This is a genomic window from Pseudoalteromonas sp. S2721, assembly GCF_005887425.1.
Taxonomy (GTDB): Bacteria; Pseudomonadota; Gammaproteobacteria; order Enterobacterales; family Alteromonadaceae; genus Pseudoalteromonas; species Pseudoalteromonas simplex.
Window position 1 is genome coordinate 1 of sequence record NZ_PNCZ01000026.1, and the last position, 20,562, is coordinate 20,562.

Below are 20,562 nucleotides of genomic sequence, written 5' to 3' on the forward strand. Positions count from 1 at the left end.
GTCCATCATGACCCACCATTCCTGATTTATCTTTTCTTTCTAAGTTATCCTTTATTTATCTTAACAGCTCACAGCAATACTGTTCATTAGCTTAAGATTCTCGTATAATTCGCGCCATGAATGCACTGTGGACTAAGTGGTCGAGAAATGAGTCTAGCTGAACAAATTATGCCTGAAGATTATATCTTCCCTCCAAAGCCAGCTCCGTTATCAAAAGACGAGCAAGCTGAGTATAAGGCACGTATCAAACAATTATTAAAAGACAAGAACGCGGTTCTTGTTGCCCATTATTACACTGATCCTGAAATTCAAGCACTAGCTGAAGAAACAGGCGGTTGTGTTGCTGACTCGCTAGAAATGGCGCGTTTTGGCGCTAAGCACGACGCAGATGTAATTGTGGTAGCCGGTGTTCGCTTTATGGGCGAAACAGCAAAAATCCTAACGCCAAATAAAACAGTTGTTATGCCAACGCTTGCTGCAACGTGTTCATTAGACGTAGGTTGCCCAATTGAAGAATTCTCAGCGTTTTGTGATCAGCACCCTGATCGCAAGGTAGTAGTGTATGCAAATACATCAACCGCTGTTAAAGCGCGTGCAGATTGGATTGTTACTTCTTCATGTGCCCTAGAAATCGTTGAGCACCTTGATGAGCAAGGCGAAAAAATCATTTGGGGTCCAGATAAACACTTAGGTTCTTACATTCAAAAGAACACAGGTGCAGACATGATCATGTGGAATGGCGCCTGTATCGTTCATGATGAGTTTAAAACCAAAGCACTTAAGGATATGAAAGCCTTACACCCAGATGCGGCTGTATTGGTTCACCCAGAGTCTCCTGCGGAGATAGTAGCCTTAGCTGATGCGGTTGGCTCAACAAGCCAACTAATCAAAGCAGCGCAAACTATGGACAACAAAAAGTTCATCGTCGCGACTGACCGAGGTATTTTCTACAAAATGCAGCAGTTATGCCCAGAGAAAGAATTCTTTGAAGCCCCAACAGCGGGTGAAGGCGCAACATGTAAAAGCTGTGCACATTGCCCGTGGATGGCGATGAATGGCTTAAAAGCGATTGAAGAAGCACTGACAGATCCACAAGGTAAAGAAGTGTTTGTTGATATGGACTTACGCGAAGGCGCATTAAAGTCGCTTAATCGTATGTTAGAGTTCTCAGCATCGCTTCAGCGTTAAGAACGACCGTCTATATACTTAAGGCAAGGTGTTTACCTTGCCTTTTTTGTTTGATTACTAATCACTTAGCAGCACAATTTTAAAAAGCCCTTGCGTCTGTAGGGTTGTTTTCATACTATAACGCCGCTGCTAAACTCTAAGCAGCGCCTTAGGTGACGTGTCCGAGTGGCTGAAGGAGCACGCCTGGAAAGTGTGTATACGGCAACGTATCGAGAGTTCGAATCTCTCCGTCACCGCCATTTCTTAAATTTACCCCACCATTGCAAAGTGCTTTTCAAGATTACATTTGGCGCGCATTGCTATGTGGCTACTGACTTTCCTAGCAAGTTCTATCACTAATAATTCAAGTTGTTCACGGCTATAACCAAGTAATACACAGCGTTTAAGTTGCTCGCTAACTAAGCTGCTGGCATCGTCTAATGCAAATAAAGCGCCTAAAGAGGCAAGCTCAAATACCTTGTTGTTTTGCTGATCTAAACCAAAAGGTAGTTGGCCGAATGTGAGCGCGGTTTTTAGTTGCTGCTCTGTGCGTTTGATAAGCAACGTATTTGAACCTTTAATATCATCAAGGGACTTTAAAACCTCCAGTGCTAGCAATGATTTTGGCACCCCAGAATACACACTGATATGCGGTAAAATATCACACAATTCTTGCATTGAAACGCCATCATTCAATGCGTGCTGACATGCTCGTTTTAACAAGGGCTTGTCATGAACGGTGACCAAGGCAGCGATCGCGACAAACACAAATAAATCCGTGTTGTTATGGTTCATAATTTCTCTTTTGATTTTAGATATTGAATGTATTGAGGTTTTGTAGCATTGGCTGATTGCAAAGAGCATGCAATCGAAAAATTGAAAATACATTATGGTTGATGATGGCCGTTTCTGCTTGCCATAAATGATTTAATTTTTGCCTAAAATAACGAACTGTTACCTAAAATGGTCCTAACCTCAAATTACGGTGATACACTTAATTGAGTATTTCTTAGAGGTAATCTAAATGCGTCAGGCATTGATAGAAGCGGTTAAAGCGATAGCGATTTCAGACGGTAATTTTGAAACAGCAATTCCTGAGTTATTGGTTTTCAGACGAAGCGAAGTCTCATTGCCGATGGCCTGCGTGTATGAATTAGGACTGGGCATTAGCTTGCAAGGTGCAAAGCGAGTTGTGCTGGGTGAACATAGTTATGATTACACTGACGGGCAATCGCTGGTGACCTCAGTCGATGTGCCTGTTGCCTCGCATATTACTCGTGCCAGTAAAGAGCAGCCATTTTATGGCCTTTACTTGCGTTTAGATGCTCATCAAATTAGCCACATTGTTGCTGAAATGGAGTTCGCAGGGCAAGACAAGTTCCCTAAGCACCAAGCTATGTCGGTGGTTGATACTGATAACGGCTTACTTGATGCTTTACTAAGGCTTATTCAACTCGACAACGAGCCACAATTAAAAGCTAACCTTGCGCCACTCATTAAAAAAGAAATCATATTGCGGTTGTTAAATAGTCCGCATAGCCCTTATTTAAGGCAGATTGTGATGTCAGGCTCTTCCCATCAAAAAATCGCCAAGACCTTATGTTGGTTAAAAGAAAACTACACGAGTCAATTTTCAATTGATGATTTGGCCCGTGATGCACACATGAGCCCCTCGACATTCAGGCTGCATTTTCGTGATGTAGTAAAAATGAGCCCGTTGCAATATGTAAAAAATCTACGGCTACAAGCGGCAAGGCAATTAATGCTGAATGAGCGAATTGATGTAGGCTCTGCGGCTTTAAAAGTGGGCTACGAGAGTCCATCGCAGTTTAGCCGCGAGTACACACGCTTTTTTGGCAAGCCACCGATTAAAGATATTTCAGCACTGCGGTTACAACAAATCGCATAAAAAAGGGAGCGCATGGCTCCCTTGTATTTAAAATCGTCTTTTTGGCATTCTCAGTTGTGAGTCAAACTCATCGGGGAATAAAATGGTGCCGTCGTCTTGGTCTGTTGGAAATACAGCAATAAGTAAGTCATCTTGTTCAAGGCCTGGTGTCCAGCGGCTTAACCAGTCTTTTACAGGGATGGCTTTTGGTGTGCAGTCTTGCCATTCACCGGTTGCCCAACTTTGGGCAAATTCGCGGCTAGGCCATACAGGCACGCAGTCGTCATCTTCGTTTGAGAGCATGACGCAGCCATGTTCATCATTGAGGATCCACACTTGTTTAAACTCTTGTACCGTTTCAAACATATAAGCGAGTCGTTTCTTTGCGCCTAAGGCGAGTACAGTATCAAATTCAGTTTCAACACGTTTAGCAGTTGCATTATTCATGACAGGCTCACTCTTTTAGTTATACACAGCTACACCTTAATCATAAGGTGATAAATTAATATGACAAGTAAAGTTATTAGCTAAATTAATTTACTAATGCAGCAAATAGATCGTCAGCAAGTTGTTGCAGAGATTTAGGGTCTTGATTTGTCAGCGCATAGGTACGAATACCGTATATGCCCATGACTAAAAAGCGTGCAAGTTGTTGCGCTGACTTGCTACTTACAAATTCGTTGTTATCTAGGGCTTTTTGAAGTTGCTCAGCGAGGGCATGCTCGTATGCATTAAGGTTGCTACGCAGCACAGTGCAAATTTGTGGGTCATTGCCTTCAACCTCAGAAATACTCTTCGTAAGTAAGCATACTTTAGCTACTTCACCTTCAATACACTCATCAACAATCACAGTTAAGTAATGTTTAAGAGTTGATAAAATTGATTGTTGGTCATTAAAAAGGGCTGTAAATTGTTGGTTTCTGTCTTTTTGATATTGCTCGGTGGCGGCTAAAAACAAGCCTTTTTTGTTGCCATAAGCCGCGTAAATAGAACCCGGGTGAAGGTGAGTCACTTCTTTTAATTTTTGCATACTGGTCTTCGCATAGCCATATTTCATAAAAGCATGCATGGCTTGGCGTAGTACAAATTCAGTATCAAATTCAGCAGTTCTCATTAAAGCTCCTCACGGTTTATAATACCAATCCGCAATAATACTTAGTCATTTTGAGGGATTAAACCTGTCGCTACCCGTGTTAAAAATTTCTGATTTAGAACAACTAAATAACGAAATTTTTGCCTTGTTATCAACGAGGTTTTCTTGCCTCAAAATAGACCACTTAATTAAGCGAATTGGTATAAACGAAGTTTACGTAATCTTGAACGATTATTCAAAATAAACCTTGAAGTATGTTTGTTTCGCCCTTATCTTGAATGTATGTTCAAGATAAGGATAAAACCATGACAACCGATTTACTTTCTCCGTTTAAATTAAATGACAGCATTGAGTTGCAAAACCGTGTACTAATGGCACCCCTTACACGCTGTATGAGCGACGATAATCTCGTACCTACCCAAGCAATGGTTGACTATTATGCGCGCCGTGCTGATGCGGGTTTAATTATTAGCGAAGCAACGATTATCCGCCCAGATTCACAAGGTTATCCAAATACACCGGGTCTATTTACTAGCGAACAAATTCAAGGTTGGAAGAAAGTCACCGATGCTGTGCACGCAAAAGGCGGCAAAATGTTTGCTCAGCTTTGGCACGTAGGTCGTGTTGCACACCCTCACTTTTTTGGTGGTGATGTACTAGCACCATCAGCAATTGGTGTAGAGGGGTCGGTACCAAGAATGCGCGAGTTAACTTACGTTACTCCAAAAGCGGCAACCATTGAAGACATCCAAGGTTTAATAGCTGATTACGCAAAAGCCGCCGAAAACGCTATTGAAGCGGGTTTTGACGGCGTTGAAATTCATGGTGCAAATGGTTATTTAATCGATCAATTCTTACACTTTGCTGCCAACCAACGTGAAGATCAATACGGGCAAACACCAGAAAACATGTCACGTTTTGCTCTTGAAGTCGTTGATGCTGTCGTGGCAGCAATTGGTGCAGATAAAACTGCATTACGTTTATCGCCAGGGGCGTATTTTAATATGACCGAAAGCGATGGTGATAAAGCGGTATTTGATTATCTATTACCAGCGCTTGAAACACGTAACCTTGCCTACTTACATGTTGGTATTTTTGATGACAGCATGCGCTTTGCAAGCTTAGGTGATAAGTCAGCGTCTGAATATATGCGCGGAGCGTACAAAGGTACGTTAGTAGGGGTAGGTAGCTATAGCTTTGAGTCGGCTAATCAAGCTATCGATAACAACCAATTTGATTTAATTGCGATTGGTCGCCCATTCATTGCGAACCCAGATTACATAAGTAAAGTTAAAAATGGTGAAGCGTTAACACCATACAGCGACGAAATGCTGGCTGAACTGATTTAAGCAAACCTAATAATATTGTCCAACCAACAAGCGCTCAGTTAATTTAACTGGGCGTTTTTTCTAATACTTTCTTATTTATTAAACAGTTAAGTCTTAAATCTGCCATGAAAATGCATTAATTGTTTAATTGTTGTGTCAAAAATTTTGACCCTAAATGTCATACACGCTCTGCATACTGTGCCCGCTTTTAAATACGTAACCTTGGAAAAACAATGAGCACAGTAACTAAAAAAACAAAGCTAAGCCTTGTAGTCGCAACGCTTTTAGCAACATCGGCAAATGCAAACACGAATAACGAAATTGAAGAAATTACCGTTGTTGCAAAGCCAACCAGTTATGCAAACAACGTTATTGAACCTGCCATGCTTGAGCAACAAAGTTCAGTATCAAGTGTGTTAGCCGTGATTGATAACCTACCGGGTATTAGCATCAACGAAGGTGATGCATTCGGTGGTGACGATTGGTCAACCACCATTACTATGCGTGGCTTTAGTATTGATGGTAATCAACAGCAATTAGGTATGACGATTGATGGTATTCCTAATGGTGGTTCTAACTATGGTGGCGGTGCAAAAGCAAACCGTTACTTAGACAGCGAAAACTTAGCAACGGTTGAAGTAGGGCAAGGTACGTCTGATATTGCTTCAGCATCACTTGAAGCATTAGGCGGTACTTTCAATTTTGTGAGTGCACAACCGAGTACCGAGCAAAGCACTACGTTTGCTTACACAACGGGCGATCATAACGCTAGCCGTTACTTTGTTAAGCACGAAACCGGCACTGTGTTTGATAACACGCAAGCCTATATCAGCTATTCGCAAACAGATACCAGCCGCTGGGTTGGTGATGGTAGCAATGGTGGTAAAGACAATCAGCACATTGAAGCGAAGTTTGTATCAGACTTTAGTGACTTAACTGTAACAGGTCGTGTTTCGTATGATGATGTTCATGAAATTAACTATAACAGCATCAGTATTAGTGAATTTGAACAAAACCCTGATTGGGATCGTTTAACTTGGAATTGGACAGGCGTGCCGCATTTTGATCAAATGTTTGCTGAGGGCTGGGGTACACTGCGTGAAAATACCCTTGCGTATGTAAAGTTTGATTACGCGTTAAGTGCCACTTCAAACTTAAGCTTGTCGCCTTACTATCATAAGAATTCAGGTCGTGGCGATTGGATCCCGCCTTATTTAACATCACCGGTTGATGGCGATGGCAACCCAACAACGATTGGCGGCGAAAACGCTGGTAGCTACGGCTTCACCGACAGCGACGGTAATCCACTTGCACCTGCTGCAGGTTGTACGGCAAGTTTAGAGTGGCCATGGTCATCTGGCCCCGGCTTAAACCCAGCCTGTTACCCAGATAATGCCATTCCGGTTATGTCGTATCGTCATACTCACTACAAAAAAGACCGCTTAGGTATGACCGGTGAGTACCAAGTAACGCTTGGCAATCATGATATTGAAGCCGGCTTTTGGTTTGAACAAACAGACCGCGATGAATCACGTGACTGGCATAAAGTTATTGATGCCCGTGTCTATCATCACTTTGACCATACGCCGTATTGGACACAGTACAAAAACACCTTTGAAACCGATACATTCAAATGGTACATACAAGACTCAATCAGTTTAGGTGATTTCACGCTTAATTTAGGTGCTAAACAGTATCTTGTTGAGCTGCAGCGTTATAACCATTTTGAAGATGAATACTCAGATAAAATCGACAGTGATTCTGACGTACTATTCAGCGGCGGGGTGTTGTATCAGCTATCTGCAAGCACAGAGCTATTCACCAGCTACAGCGAAAACTTTGCGGCAATTAAAGATGGTGTACTTGAACGTGATTCATCAACACTGACCGAAATTGAACCTGAAACAGCTGAAAACATCGACCTAGGTTTGCGTTACAGTGATGACCGCTTAAGCTTAACGGCAACCGCTTACAGCATTGAATTTGATAACCGTATTACCTTTATTGCTCCGGGCAGTGATACAGATGGAATTGATTACACCATTGGTACGAACGGTTCTTACATCAACGTTGGTGGTATTGAGTCAACGGGTGTGGAGCTTTCAGCAAGTTATATGCTGACTGACAAATGGAACCTTTACACATCGTATACCTACAATAACTCTGAGTATCAATCGAACGACCCAAGTGCTTATAACAGCGATGGTGAGTTACTTGAGGATGCATCAGCTAGCTTTAAAGCGGGTGATGAAGTGATTGACTCAGCACAAGATTTATTTGTGGTATCGGCAGATTACTACAGTGGTGATTTCCGCTTTGGTTTATCGGCTAAATACACAGGTGAGCGTTTAGGTGCATGGACTGATGAGCAAACCCGTTCGCGTAACGAGGTTGATGGTTACACTTTGGTTGATTTAAACATTGGTTATAACACCAGTCTTGATTCAGGCGTGTTTAAATCAATCGACCTTGCATTTGTGGTGAATAACCTGTTTGATAAATCATATCTCGCAGGTGGCACAGGTAATGGCTCTACCTACTTTATTGGTGCACCACGTACCGCAGCTTTAACACTTACAGCGCAGTTTTAAGTAATAAGCTAACGTTTTAAATAGCCCATCGTTGATGGGCTTTTTTGCAGGTGAGATATGAAAAAAATAATTTTAGCCACGGCGGTGGTGGCAGCATCACTTTTAAGCATAAGCTGTAAAGCTGCCGACAATGTTGTGCTTGTTACTCTTGATGGGCTTCGCTGGCAAGAAGTTTTCTCAGGGGCTGATGAGAACCTTATTGATAACACTGATTTTGTTGCAAATACAGATGAACTAAAGGCGCTTTTTTGGCGAGATGATCAAGCACAGCGAACTCAAGCGTTAATGCCATTTTTTAGTGAAACATTGGCAAAGCAGGGCGTTTTGATTGGCGATAGAACTCAAGGCTCATTCATGTCGGTAAGCAACCCGTGGTATTTCTCATACCCAGGTTACAGTGAAATTTTAACCGGCATAGTAGACGAAAATATCGATAGCAACGATAAAGTGCCTAACCCGAATAAAACCATTTTAGAGAGTTTAAATTCTCAGCCAGAGTTTAAAGGTAAAACCGCGCTTTTTGGTAGCTGGGATGTGTTCCCCTATATTGTAAATCGTGAGCGCAGTGGAGTGTTTGTTAATGCTGGCTTTGAAACTTTTGATGCGGTGAAGTCAGGGGAAGTGACTCTGCTAAACCAAATGCAAAGCGAGATCCCAAGCCCTTGGCATAATGTGCGTCTCGACAGCTTTACCTACCGATTTGCCAAACAATATTTATTAAATAAACAGCCGCGTTTGCTGGTTATTAGCTTGGGTGAAACCGATGACTTTGCTCATAACGGTAAATACGATGCCTATTTAAAATCGGCTAAACAAAGTGATGCGTTTATCCGTGACCTTTGGCAAACAATTCAACAAACACCGGGCTATAAAGACAATACCACATTGATCATCACGACCGATCATGGCCGTGGCAGTCATGCTGATGATTGGCAGCATCATAGTTCGAAGCGTGCTTTGGCACGTTCAGAGCAAGGAAAGCAGCGTTTTCCAAACGGCATTGTTGGCTCTGAGCATATTTGGTTAGCAGCTATTGGCCCAGATATAAAAGCAACAGGCTTAATTAAGCCAAGCAATGAGCTCAAACAAGCGCAAGTAGCGGCAACTGTGCTGAATATTTTAGGCGTCAACAGTCAGCAAGTTAACCCGAAAATGGCCGCGCCAATTAAGGAGATTTTAAAATGAGTTTAACTTTTAGTTTGTTTAAAAGCGCCTTATCTGGGTTAATGCTCGTTAGTAGTGTGAGTGCGATTGCCGCGCCAATTAAAATTTTGTTTGGCTCATGTGGTCATCAAGACAAGGCTATTCCGATTTTTGATGCTATCAACAAAGAGCAAGCCGATTTATTTATGTTCCTTGGCGATAACATTTATGGTGATACCGAAGATATGTCGGTACTTGCTGATAAATATCAACGTTTAGGGCAAAAGCCGGGCTTTAAAACATTACGTGCGAATACGCCAATCATTGCCATGTGGGATGACCATGATTATGGCGAAAATGACGCTGGCAGCGAATACCCCAAAAAACAGCAATCACGAAAAATCATGCTAGACTTTTGGCAAGAGCCTGCGGATTCTGCTCGCAGGACCCGTGAAGATGGTATTTACACTTCGTACACGTACGGTGAAGGTGAGCAAACAGTAAAGGTGATCATGCCTGATCTGCGTTTTAATCGCGCACCGTTAAATCACGTATCGGCGATGACCTATCAGCTTGAACGAAAACCTGCAAAACAAGGGCCTTATAGCCCAACAACTGATAAAAACGCCTCTATGCTTGGCGAAAGCCAATGGCAATGGCTCGAACAAGAGCTTAAGTCAGATGAGAAGATAAAAATCATTGCCTCAAGCTTGCAGCTATTAGCTGATTTTACAGGTTGGGAGTCATGGGCAAATTATCCAGCTGATCGTGAGCGTTTATTTGCGCTTATTAAAAAACATAAAGTAAATGGTGTAATTATTGTCAGTGGCGATACCCATTGGGGGGAGCTGTCTAAATATCAACAAAACCTAGATTACCCGTTATATGAGATGACTAGTTCTGGGCTTACAGAAAAGTGGAAAGATGTTAGCCCTAATAAACACCGTGTGGGTGATTACACTCATGAGGTAAACTACGGCGATTTAACAATCGATTGGGAAAAAGCAGACCCTACCATTCGTATTGCGCTTAAAGGTATTAAGGGTGATGAGATAATGCACACTGAGTTCGCGTTATCAACGATAAGTCCATACCAGTAAATATTGCCTGCTGCGCATATCCTAAACACATGCCCGCAGCACATGCCTGCAAACATGGAATAAGCCTTGTTTGCGGGTATTTCTCTCTATCCCATCTAATTAAAATATCTTACACTGTGTCAATTAGTTAGTTTCAAGCAAGGACAGTGTAAAGTGCTGAATATAATTCAATCAAATCGCATGGAAGCACTGCAAGCGCGGTTTCACGCACTTCTTAAAGTTAATCCGTTAACGAGCCCTTTTAAAAAAGAAATTGTGCTTGTGCAGTCACCGGGTATGTCGCAGTGGCTAAAAATAGGTTTAAGCGAACACTTAGGGATTGCCGCTCAGGTTGATTTTCCGCTGCCTTCGAGTTTTATATGGCAGCTTTACCAACAATTATTGCCTGATGTACCCAGTGAATCACCGTATAACAAAGCGAACCTTGCTTGGAAGCTGTTTGCTATTTTACCAAACTGCATTGATGAGCCGCTGTACTTACCACTTAAAACCTATTTAGATGGTGACAGTGAAGGGCAAAAAACCTTTGCTTTGTGCGAGAAAATTGCCGACGTTTATGACCAATATTTAATGTATCGCCCTAATTGGATTGCCACTTGGGAGCAGGGTATCGATGAACTTGATGATGTTGATGTGGGCATTGCACCATGGCAGCCAGATCTCTGGCGTAAGCTGGTGGCGCACAGTAAAGAACTAGGGCAAAGCCAATATCACCGCGCCAATATGCAAGACAAACTCCTTGCAGCCCTTGAAGAAATGGACGCAAGCCTATTACCTGAGCGCATTAGTTTATTTGGTATTTCTGCAATTGCGAGTAGCCAGCTTGAAGTATTTCAGGCCATTGCGAAAAAAACGCAGGTGTTTTTGTTTTTCTTTAACCCTAGTGAGCATTATTGGGGCGACACACTCGATGAAAAAACAGCAGCCAAGATTGCTGCTAAATATGCTAAACGCCCGCAGTTGCAAGCGCTTGAAGACAGCGCTAAAAACCCTGATCACGAGTACTTTTTTATTGGTAACCCGTTACTCTCGTCGTGGGGTAAATTAGGCCGAGACTATTTTGAGCAGTTACTACAACTAGACGCGCAGTGGCTTGACGGATTTGATAACGAGTTTGATCAAAGCTTGCTATCGCAAATTCAGTCTGAAATTTACCAATTAGCTTTTAAGGGAGAATCACTAACGCCTGATAAAGAATGGTTTATTAATGACGAAGGCAAATTGCCGATTCAGACTTATGACACCAGTATTGTGCTGAGCGATTGTCACACGCCACTTCGTGAAGTAGAACGACTACATGATTACTTACTCAATTTATTCAATGAAAATAAAGCGCTAACACCAAAAGATATTATTGTAATGATGCCAGATGTTGGCACATACAGCCCGTATATTGAGGCGGTGTTTGGTGGTGCCGAAGGGCGACGTTTTATTCCTTATGCGTTAGCCGATTTAGCGATAGAGCAAGAAAAACCAGTACTTAGCTCGTTTGCTAGTTTAGCCGATTTACCTTACTCACGCTTTGGTGTATCTGACATTCTTGATTTACTGCAAGTTACACAAATTGCCGAAAAGTTTAACCTCGAAGCCCATGAATATGAGCAAATTGGTTTTTGGCTTGAACGCGTTGGCGTTAAATGGGGCTTAGATGCCGCTCACAAAGACAGTTTTGGCTTACCCGCAATAGATTTAAATACTTGGCAACATGGCCTAAACCGCTTGTTATTAGGTGTTGCACAACGTGATGAGCAATTGCCGTTTTCGGGGATTTACAGTGCCGATGAAGTTGAAGGTATGGCACTGAATACCTTAAATAAACTTATTGAATTTATTGATGTACTGGCCCGTTATAAAACTAAGTTGCAAGCTGATGCACCGCTTAACGAAAAGGCAGATATTCTAAAAGAGTTATTAAACGATATATATAGCGATGAAGGCGAACAAAGCTGGGATTTATTAGTGCTGCAAAAAGTGCTCGATACACTGATTAAGCATTATGACAATGGTGATTACCAACAAGCTGTTTCGCAGCGCATTGTTAGTTACCTTGTAAAACAAGGTATTCAAGAAAAAGGCGTAGGACAGCGCTTTTTAGTGGGGCAAGTTAACTTTTGTACGCTGATGCCAATGCGTGCAGTGCCATTTAAAGTGGTGTGCATGCTAGGTTTAAATGATGCAGATTACCCGCGTACCGTTCAGCCAATCGGTTTTGACTTAGTGCCTTTCTCAAAACGCCAAAAAGGCGACCGCTCTCGCAAACTTGATGACCGTTACCTGTTTTTAGAAGCGATTTTAAGTGCCCGTGAGAATCTATACATCAGTTATATTGGTCGTTCTTGTTTTGATAACCAACCAAGAATGCCCTCAACTTTAGTGAGCGAGCTTTTGGAATACATAGCCCGTAGTTTTGAATTTGCTGTTCAAGACACTCACTTAAAACTACCAGAGGCATTGATTAATTATCAGCACTTACAGCCATTTAACCCAGCTTATTATCTAACAGAGAAATCAGATGACGAGCAAAAAGCAAACAAACAGTTAGCCACACAATTACACAGCTATAACCCTGTGTGGATGCCAACTCAAGCTGTTAACCCTGAGCCACAGAAAGCGCTTAGTGTACAGCCAGAAAGCAGTGTTGAGTTAACTCAGTTTATTCGCAGTATTTGCCAGCCGCACGAGAGCTTTTATCAACAAAGTTTGGGTTTACGCTTACCGCAATTTAACGATATTGCTAAAGATGAAGAGCCATTTAGTTTAGACGCATTACGTCGCTACTTTTACCTAGACGAAATTCTCGAAGCCAGCATTCAAGAGCTACCGCTTAATAAAGCGCAAATAATGCAGCGCGGTGAATTACCCCAAGCCCATGTTGGCGATCTTGTGTTTGAAAGTATGCAGCACCGGGTTGATGCGCTTGCAGGGCAAGTTAAAGCGCATATTCAAGGTGATGAAGCATTACCCGTTGAAGTAAATATTAAAATAGCCAATACCACACTAGAGGGTTGGTTAAATCATATTTATGGTCAAAAACAGGTGTTTTATCGCACCGCCAGTATTAAAGCAAAAGATGTAATTCGTGGCTTTGTGCATCATTTAGCGGCGCAAATAATGGGTCAGCCAGTCGAAACCCTTATTCTTGGTTTAGACAAGCAAATTAGTTTTTCACCCTTGTCAGAAGACGATGCCCGCAAGTATTTAAACGATTGGTTCTCGCTTTATAAAACGCTTTTAACTCGCCCAGTGGCGTTTTTTCCGGTCAGTGGTTACGAGTACATAAAAACAGATAAAGACATGGTTAAAGCAAACAATAAATTCGCGCCGCAATACATAGGCATAGGTGAAGGTGAAAACCCATACATTCGCTTAACCATTAAAAGCCTTAAAGACTGTGAAGAAGAGTTTATAAAATGGAGCGAGCTGCTGTTATCGCCAATTGTTGAATTAGCACAGGAGGCAGATCATGCAAACGCTTAACCCAATGAGTATGGCACTGTGTGGGCAAAGCCTTATTGAAGCCAGTGCCGGTACAGGTAAAACCTACACCATTACAGGTTTGTATTTACGGTATTTGTTGGGCTTACAAAAAGCGACTGGTGAAGATGAACAATTAAATACGCCGCTGAGTGTTGAGCAAATACTGGTGGTGACCTTTACTGAGGCTGCAACTCAAGAAATTAAAGACCGTGTAAGGGCGCGTATAATCAATGCCAGAGATGCTCTGCTTGGTAAAAAGCCTGATGATGAGCTGATTGAGCAAATAATTAACGAGGTAACTGACAAACACGCCGCATTTGATTTGCTAGACGCTGCGGCAAAGTCGATGGATGAAGCCGCTATATTCACCATTCATGGTTTTTGTCAGCGAATGCTGAAACAACATGCCTTTGAATCCGGCGTGGCGTTTAACTTAGAGTTTATTTTAGATGAGCGTGAGCTTATTCAAGAAACCCTTAATGACTTTTGGCGTGCCTTTGTTTACCCACAATCAAAAGAGCGCACGCAAGCAATTACCGATATTTTCCCTGTGCCAGCGTCACTGTACTCACAGGTGGTGAGTTTACTCAATAAACAAGGGGCAACAATTACCCCTGAGTATGACCTTGATGAAATATGGCAAGCGCGCGACAACTTTGTGACAAAAGTACCAGCATTTAAAAAGGCGTGCCGTGAGAGTGAATTTATTAATGCCGTAAAAGCGTCTGATTTAAGTGGCTCAAAAACTCCAGGTCGAAAAAACAGCCTTGCTGCGCTTGAAGAGTATATAAACAATGATGAGCTATTTTTTGTATTTGGTACCAGTAAATACTCGTTCGAAGTGTGGAGCACAGAGAATTTAAGCGACCCTGCAAATTACAAGAAAAACGGCAGCTTGCTGAGTCATGAAATGCTGGCTCAGTTTGATGAAATGGCTAAACTCAGTAGCCTTATCAATAACGGCTTGAATATTGCGATAGTGCAATACGCAGCTAAATGGGTCGCAAATGCATTAGTTAAACGCAAGCAAGAGCAAGGCGTTATTACTCCAGATGATTTACTGAGTAACTTGCATCAGGCACTTTTAAGTGAGCAAGGCCAAGCGTTAAGTGAAAAAATTGCGACTTTGTTTCCGGTTGCCATGATTGACGAATTCCAAGATACTGACCCAGTTCAATATGGTATTTTTAGCCGCATTTATGGCATTAAAAACACCACGCTTGCCATGATAGGTGATCCAAAACAGGCTATTTATGGTTTCCGTGGTGCAGATATTTTTACTTATATTGGCGCAAAACAAGCTGTTTCAGATGATAAGCAATACACCCTAGATACCAACTACCGCTCAAGTGAAGGGGTTGTTGATAGCGTAAACCGTTTATTTGCTAAAAATGAAAATAGCTTTATTTACAACGACGCAATCCCATTTCAAAAGGTTAATGCGAAGGGAAAACAGCAAGACAAAGCGTTTTTAATAAACGGTGAAATGCCAAGTGCGTTTGAATTTTCGGTTTTTGTTGATGAATACGCCGAAGCGAACAACAAGCCAACCAGCAAAGGGGTGGCTCAACAGGCATTGGCTTTGCAGTATACGAAAAAAATTACTGAGCTACTCAAGCAAGCTGATGCAGGCGCTGCAACTATTGCAGGAAAGCCTCTCACTGCCGCCGATATCTGTGTGTTAGTGCGTGACCGAAACGAAGCACAGCTGATGAAAACAGCACTGGCAGAAGCCGCTATTGCCAGCGTATATTTGTCGCGAGATAGTGTTTTTAACCAAGAGCTTAGTCATCATTTACTGAACTTTTTAACGGCCTTGCATGGACAGTATGATGAATCATTACTGCGTGGTGTACTAGCAGGGCCATTGTTTTGCTTAAGTTACAACCACATTTATGAACTTCACGAAAATGAAAGTGCATGGCAAGAGCATTTAAACTTTTTTGCTCAGCTTGCTCACATTTGGCATAAACAAGGCGCTATGGCGATGCTCGAGCGTTTATTAAGCCATAATCAGCTTGCAGCGCGTTGGCAAGGTTTAGGTTACAACGTTGAACGCTGGCTCACCGATTTCCGCCATTTAGGGGAAATATTACAGCAAAAGCAAATTGAGCTTGAGGGAACCCATCGATTGCTGCGTTGGTTTGCGCAAAAAGTTAGTCAACAAGATGGTGAAGCGGTGCAAGTACGGCTAGAAAGCGATGCTAATTTGGTGAAAATTGTCACCATGCACGCTTCAAAAGGCTTAGAGTACCCGATTGTATTCATGCCGTTTGCCTGTGGCTATCGCGAAAGCAAAGAAGCCCTTTATCATAAAGACGGTAAGTTGATTTATGATCTTGCTAAAAGTGACGACGCAATGCAAAAAGCAGAGCAAGAGCGCTTAGCTGAAGATTTACGTTTACTTTATGTGGCGCTGACTCGTGCCGTGCATTTTTGTTCTGTGGGTATGTATAACATTGCCCAAGGTCGCAGTGCTCGCCCTGGAATTCAAAGTACCAGCATTGGCCACGTATTATTTGCAGGGTTAGAGATTAAATCGGGCGATGAATGGCGCGCATTGTTACAACAATTTTGTGATGGCTCTGCGCACATGCATTATGAGGCGTTTAGCCAAGCAGATGAGCTTGAAAAGTTAACATTTGCTGGTACAGACAGTGAGCAAGCCTATCAAGTTAATATTGTTAAAGCAGACATTCAGCGTGATTGGCGCTCAACCAGCTTTAGTAGCTTAACGCTGAAAAAGCATACTGATCATATTGAGCTTGGTCGCAGTGATGAAGATCACGAAAAAGATGAGTTTTTAGCCCAAAATGCCAATGCTTTAACTCCTTACAGCTTCCCTAAAGGGGCAAAGCCGGGTAGTTGTTTGCATGAAATCTTTGAGCAATTAGACTTTACCGACCCTTATGCGTTAAAGCGCCCAGTCAGCGAGCAAGACGACCACGCCCTTGATAAAGTGATCAAAACGTTATTCGAAAAATACCATATTGACGATAGCTGGCAGGAAATGACCGAGCAGTGGATCCTTGCCGCACTGAATTGCCCATTAAACGATAAAGGGCTTAGTTTATCAGTACTTGAACCTGATACCTGTTTGGTCGAAATGGAATTTAACTTACCGCTGTTGTCACTCTCAAGCGATAAGCTTAACCAAGTGTTGGTAAAGCACTTTAATTTACCCGGGCAGCTTGATTTTAGTGAGGTGCAAGGCTTACTAAAAGGCTTTATAGATTTAATATTTTGCTGGCAGGGTAAGTATTATATTCTTGATTATAAATCGAACTTTTTAGGTAACAGTGCGGCTGATTACCAACATGAGCAACTAGAACAAGCCATGACCAGTCACCAGTATCATTTGCAGTACTTGATATATACCGTGGCATTGCACCGTTTATTAAAACAACGTATTCAAGATTACGATAGCGATACGCATTTAGGGGGTGTTTACTACACCTTCTTACGTGGTATGAGCGAAGGGCAAGGGGTGTACTTTAATCAGCTTACAAAACAGCAATTAACTGAGCTTGATAGCTTATTCGCACAAGGAGCCATGCTATGAGTCAAATGACATTCGGCTTTGATGACCATGAGCCAAACGAGCCAATGAATAAGCAACCACAGCAGCCAGCACAACATGCCCAAAGCGACTCAGTGTTACCTGTCACAGAGGTTAAAACGCAGCCTTTACTGAGTTATTTACTTGAGGCAAAACGTATTCGCTTAGTTGATGTTAAACTCGCAGAGCTATTGACTGGCACAGAAACACTGGTAGAGAATAACGAAGCAGCGCACAACGAAGTGTTTTACCTGATTTTATTACTTGCGGCCGCGCAGCAAAGTCAGCACAGTTGTTTAGAGCTTGCGAATATAAACTGGCAAAATCCGTTTGAAATTAGAGAGCAAAGCTTTGCTGATGCCAGCATTGCAGCCCCTGAGGTTTTAACCCCGTTTGCGACAGAATTTGGCCTTAATGAGGCTGTTAATAAACTAATGAATGCTGAGTGTGTCGGGGACGACAAACCACTGCTATTGTTTGCGAATAAACTTTATTTTGCCCGCTTGGCAGAGTACGAAACCACACTGGCTTCGCGTTTACATCATTTAGCAACGAAAGAACTCACACTTGATGAAGCTGAATTAACGTCATTACTTGAGGTGTATTTTCCTAATAGTGAACATACAACCAACCTAAGCGATCCTATTAAAACATTAAACTGGCAAAAAGTAGCCTGTGCGATTGCTGCAACAAAAGGCTTTAGTGTGATCACTGGGGGCCCAGGTACCGGTAAAACCACCACGGTAACTAAGCTACTAGCCATATTACAATCTTTGTATGCCAGTGCGCCGCTAACAATTAAGCTGGTTGCACCGACAGGCAAAGCAGCAGCGCGTTTAACCGAGTCGATTTTAGGGGCAAAGCAAAAGCTCAGTATGATCCCTAATAATATCGCGCCACTTATTCCTGACAGTGCGCAAACGATTCACCGTTTACTGGGTGTTATTCCGCATACCAATAAGTTTCGCCATAACAAGCGTAACCCACTGCATTTAGATGTACTGATCATTGATGAAGCATCGATGGTTGATTTGTCACTAATGGCAAAACTAATCGAGGCATTACCGAGCCATGCAAGGCTTATTTTACTGGGTGATAAAGACCAATTAGCCTCGGTTGATACGGGCAGTATTCTTAGCGACCTATGCCAAGGGTTAGAGCTTGGCAAAATGCCTGATTACAGTAGTGAAAGAGCAGCGCAGCTTAATCGCGTTTGTTTTAATAATCAGAGCGAAATACCCGCGGCGAGCAGTCATTTTGTACTTAACGATTGTATTGCGTTTTTACAGCAAAGTTATCGTTTTGATGGTAGCAGCGGCATTGGTCAATTAGCACAAGCTGTAAATACCAATAACAGTGGCTTACTGGGCTATGTTGAGCAAACGATTAATCAAGGTGGCTTTAAAGACCTTAAACTTAATTACAGCGTGATCAGTAAACCGATTGAGCAATTTGTGCAACAAGCGGCGTTGCAATACCACGATTATTTGCAGCTTATCCAGCAAGGGGCAAGTGTTGCCAGTGTGCATAAAGCATTTGCGCATTATCAGTTACTGGCTGCCGTCAGAGAGGGTGATTACGGTGTAAATAGCCTGAATCAGCGTATTGAAAAAGCACTGGCTCAACAAGGCTTAATTTCGCCATATCAAAGGCATTACGTGGGTATGCCAATTATGATCAGCCAAAACGACTATCAGTTAAAACTGTTTAATGGCGACATAGGTATTTTAATGCACGATGAGCAAGGTCAGTTAAAAGCCATGTTTGTTGATGAACAAGAAAATATTCGCGCCTTTTCGCCCGCACGTTTACCTGCTCACGATAAAGTGTATGCCATGACAATTCATAAGTCGCAAGGTTCTGAATTTGCTTACACAGCAATGATTTTACCACCAATAAAACAGGCTAATCAGGGCATTAACAGGCAGTTGGTTTACACGGGTATCACCCGCGCGAAAACCACATTTGAGCTGGTGGCCGATAAAAATGTATTGCTCATGGCAATGAATAAGTCTATTACTCGTGCATCGGGTTTATACGATAGGTTAAAACATGAAGCTAGTTAAAGTAACGAGTGACCAACTCAACGAGTTAATGGGTTGGTTTAACTCAGAGGCTGAACTGCGTATTTGGTCTGGGCCATTTTTTAATTACCCATTTGATACGCAAAGCTTTAAAAATGATTTAAACCTAGATGCGCTGAATTCCTTCGCGTTGATTAATGACGAGGGCCAGATGTTAGGGTTTGGTCAATACTATTTACGTGAAGGTCGTTGCCATTTAGGGCGGCTAGTTATCGCGCCAAGTGAACGTGGTAAAGGTCTTGCAAAAGTGTTGATAAATTTACTAGGAGAGCAGGGTAAACAGCAACTGAACTGCGATAGTTTGTCGTTGTTTGTGTATAGTCACAATACCCTTGCTAAAACAGCTTATGAAAAAATGGGGTTTATACAAACCCAGTATCCATCGGACATGCCACTCGATGGCTGTATTTATATGACTTGCTAAGAGCGTTTAAAGCTGCTTTTACGAAACAGGTTAGGTTGCCAACCAAAGTGTATGGCGCCTAATCTTAAACAGACCGTCACAGCGAATGCGCCAAGAATGCACCAAATATAACTCACCTCCAGGGTGAATAAAGCCGCGTAAGTTAACCCGCCAGATAAGCAAGCGGTTGAATAGAGTTCTTCACCCATTACTAAAGGCACTTCTCGGCAGATCACATCACGCATCAGGCCACCAAAAATACCTGTGGTCATACCCATGGTGATGGCAACAATCATATCTGCGCCGCCGATCAGCGCCTTTTCGATACCAATAATGTTGAAAATTGCCATCCCTACGGCATCCATTAATAGCATGGTGGTGTTACTTAAATCGGGTAAGTGACGAATTGATAGAATAGACGCGAATATGGCTATGTAAGTTGCGTACAAATAATCGGGCTGAGCTATCCAAAATACTGGTTTGTTAAGCAATATGTCTCGAAGTGTGCCACCACCTAGAGCTGTGACTGTGGCAACAACCACCACACCAAAACCACCAACACTTTTTTCATGGCCCAGCAAGGTGCCGGAAATAGCAAAAAACGCTACACCGATAATGCTTAAAAAATGAAAGTATTCTGATGTCATGGGGTTTCCTTACCTGTTTATAGTAACTAAACCCTAGCAAAATGAACTTTATTGATGCTGAACAGCTAAGAAAATAGGGCGG

At 42.4% G+C, this 20,562-nt stretch carries 14 protein-coding genes and 1 tRNA gene; 11 read left to right on the forward strand and 4 right to left on the reverse strand.

The features are described 5' to 3' along the window. Positions 1-147 precede the first annotated feature (147 nt). Together nadA and CWC02_RS10710 are read left to right on the forward strand one after the other, a co-directional pair. A complete protein-coding gene (gene nadA / locus CWC02_RS10705) occupies positions 148-1,188 on the forward strand; it encodes a quinolinate synthase NadA (RefSeq protein WP_138618121.1) in 1,041 nt (346 codons plus the stop codon). Positions 1,189-1,339: 151 nt separating this feature from the next. Continuing rightward, positions 1,340-1,427 (forward strand) — tRNA-Ser (locus tag CWC02_RS10710). Positions 1,428-1,437: 10 nt separating this feature from the next. Here the strand turns inward: CWC02_RS10710 and CWC02_RS10715 are convergent. Next, on the reverse strand, positions 1,438-1,962 hold the full coding sequence (locus CWC02_RS10715) for a carboxymuconolactone decarboxylase family protein (protein WP_138618123.1): 525 nt from the start codon (positions 1,960-1,962) through the stop codon (positions 1,438-1,440). Between the two features lie 229 nt (positions 1,963-2,191). On the opposite strand from CWC02_RS10715, the gene CWC02_RS10720 reads away from it, so the two are divergent. Further along, positions 2,192-3,076 (forward strand): AraC family transcriptional regulator, encoded by an 885-nt coding sequence (locus CWC02_RS10720; RefSeq protein ID WP_138618126.1) that lies wholly within the window; start codon positions 2,192-2,194, stop codon positions 3,074-3,076. A 27-nt stretch (positions 3,077-3,103) separates the two neighbouring features. Here CWC02_RS10720 and CWC02_RS10725 read toward each other — a convergent pair whose 3' ends face one another. Further along, entirely contained in the window at positions 3,104-3,502 is a 399-nt protein-coding gene (locus CWC02_RS10725; protein WP_138618128.1) for a DUF2750 domain-containing protein, read from the reverse strand. A gap of 85 nt (positions 3,503-3,587) precedes the next feature. Further along, on the reverse strand, positions 3,588-4,169 hold the full coding sequence (locus CWC02_RS10730; protein WP_138602417.1) for a TetR/AcrR family transcriptional regulator: 582 nt from the start codon (positions 4,167-4,169) through the stop codon (positions 3,588-3,590). Between the two features lie 284 nt (positions 4,170-4,453). Between CWC02_RS10730 and CWC02_RS10740 the strand changes: the two genes are divergently transcribed. The 8 genes from CWC02_RS10740 to CWC02_RS10775 all read left to right on the forward strand — a co-directional run bounded on the left by CWC02_RS10740 (position 4,454) and on the right by CWC02_RS10775 (position 19,854). Beyond that, positions 4,454-5,497, forward strand: a complete 1,044-nt coding sequence (locus tag CWC02_RS10740) for an alkene reductase (protein WP_138618130.1) — start codon at positions 4,454-4,456, stop codon at positions 5,495-5,497. A 212-nt stretch (positions 5,498-5,709) separates the two neighbouring features. Then, on the forward strand, positions 5,710-8,067 hold the full coding sequence (locus CWC02_RS10745; RefSeq protein WP_138618132.1) for a TonB-dependent receptor domain-containing protein: 2,358 nt from the start codon (positions 5,710-5,712) through the stop codon (positions 8,065-8,067). A gap of 57 nt (positions 8,068-8,124) precedes the next feature. After that, complete coding sequence (locus tag CWC02_RS10750) at positions 8,125-9,252, forward strand: sulfatase-like hydrolase/transferase (protein WP_138618134.1); 1,128 nt, start codon at positions 8,125-8,127, stop codon at positions 9,250-9,252. Further along, positions 9,249-10,310: an alkaline phosphatase D family protein gene (locus CWC02_RS10755; protein ID WP_138618136.1), complete on the forward strand. Its 1,062-nt coding sequence runs from the start codon at positions 9,249-9,251 to the stop codon at positions 10,308-10,310. Before CWC02_RS10750 ends, CWC02_RS10755 begins: the two co-directional genes overlap by 4 nt. Before the next feature lie 153 nt (positions 10,311-10,463). Beyond that, the gene (gene recC / locus CWC02_RS10760) at positions 10,464-13,787 is read left to right on the forward strand and encodes an exodeoxyribonuclease V subunit gamma (protein ID WP_138618139.1); all 3,324 of its coding nucleotides are present in this window, start codon (positions 10,464-10,466) and stop codon (positions 13,785-13,787) included. Beyond that, entirely contained in the window at positions 13,774-17,349 is a 3,576-nt protein-coding gene (gene recB / locus CWC02_RS10765; protein ID WP_138618142.1) for an exodeoxyribonuclease V subunit beta, read from the forward strand. Before recC ends, recB begins: the two co-directional genes overlap by 14 nt. Continuing rightward, positions 17,346-19,412, forward strand: coding sequence for an exodeoxyribonuclease V subunit alpha (gene recD, locus CWC02_RS10770; RefSeq protein ID WP_249364096.1), 2,067 nt, complete (start codon positions 17,346-17,348; stop codon positions 19,410-19,412). Before recB ends, recD begins: the two co-directional genes overlap by 4 nt. Next, positions 19,399-19,854 carry a GNAT family N-acetyltransferase gene (locus tag CWC02_RS10775; protein WP_138618154.1) on the forward strand — a complete coding sequence of 152 codons (456 nt, stop codon included), beginning with the start codon at positions 19,399-19,401 and terminating at the stop codon, positions 19,852-19,854. The genes recD and CWC02_RS10775 overlap by 14 nt, the downstream gene beginning before the upstream one ends. Here the strand turns inward: CWC02_RS10775 and CWC02_RS10780 are convergent. Further along, on the reverse strand, positions 19,851-20,480 hold the full coding sequence (locus CWC02_RS10780) for a trimeric intracellular cation channel family protein (RefSeq protein WP_054553032.1): 630 nt from the start codon (positions 20,478-20,480) through the stop codon (positions 19,851-19,853). The genes CWC02_RS10775 and CWC02_RS10780 overlap by 4 nt on opposite strands. Positions 20,481-20,562: the final 82 nt, after the last annotated feature.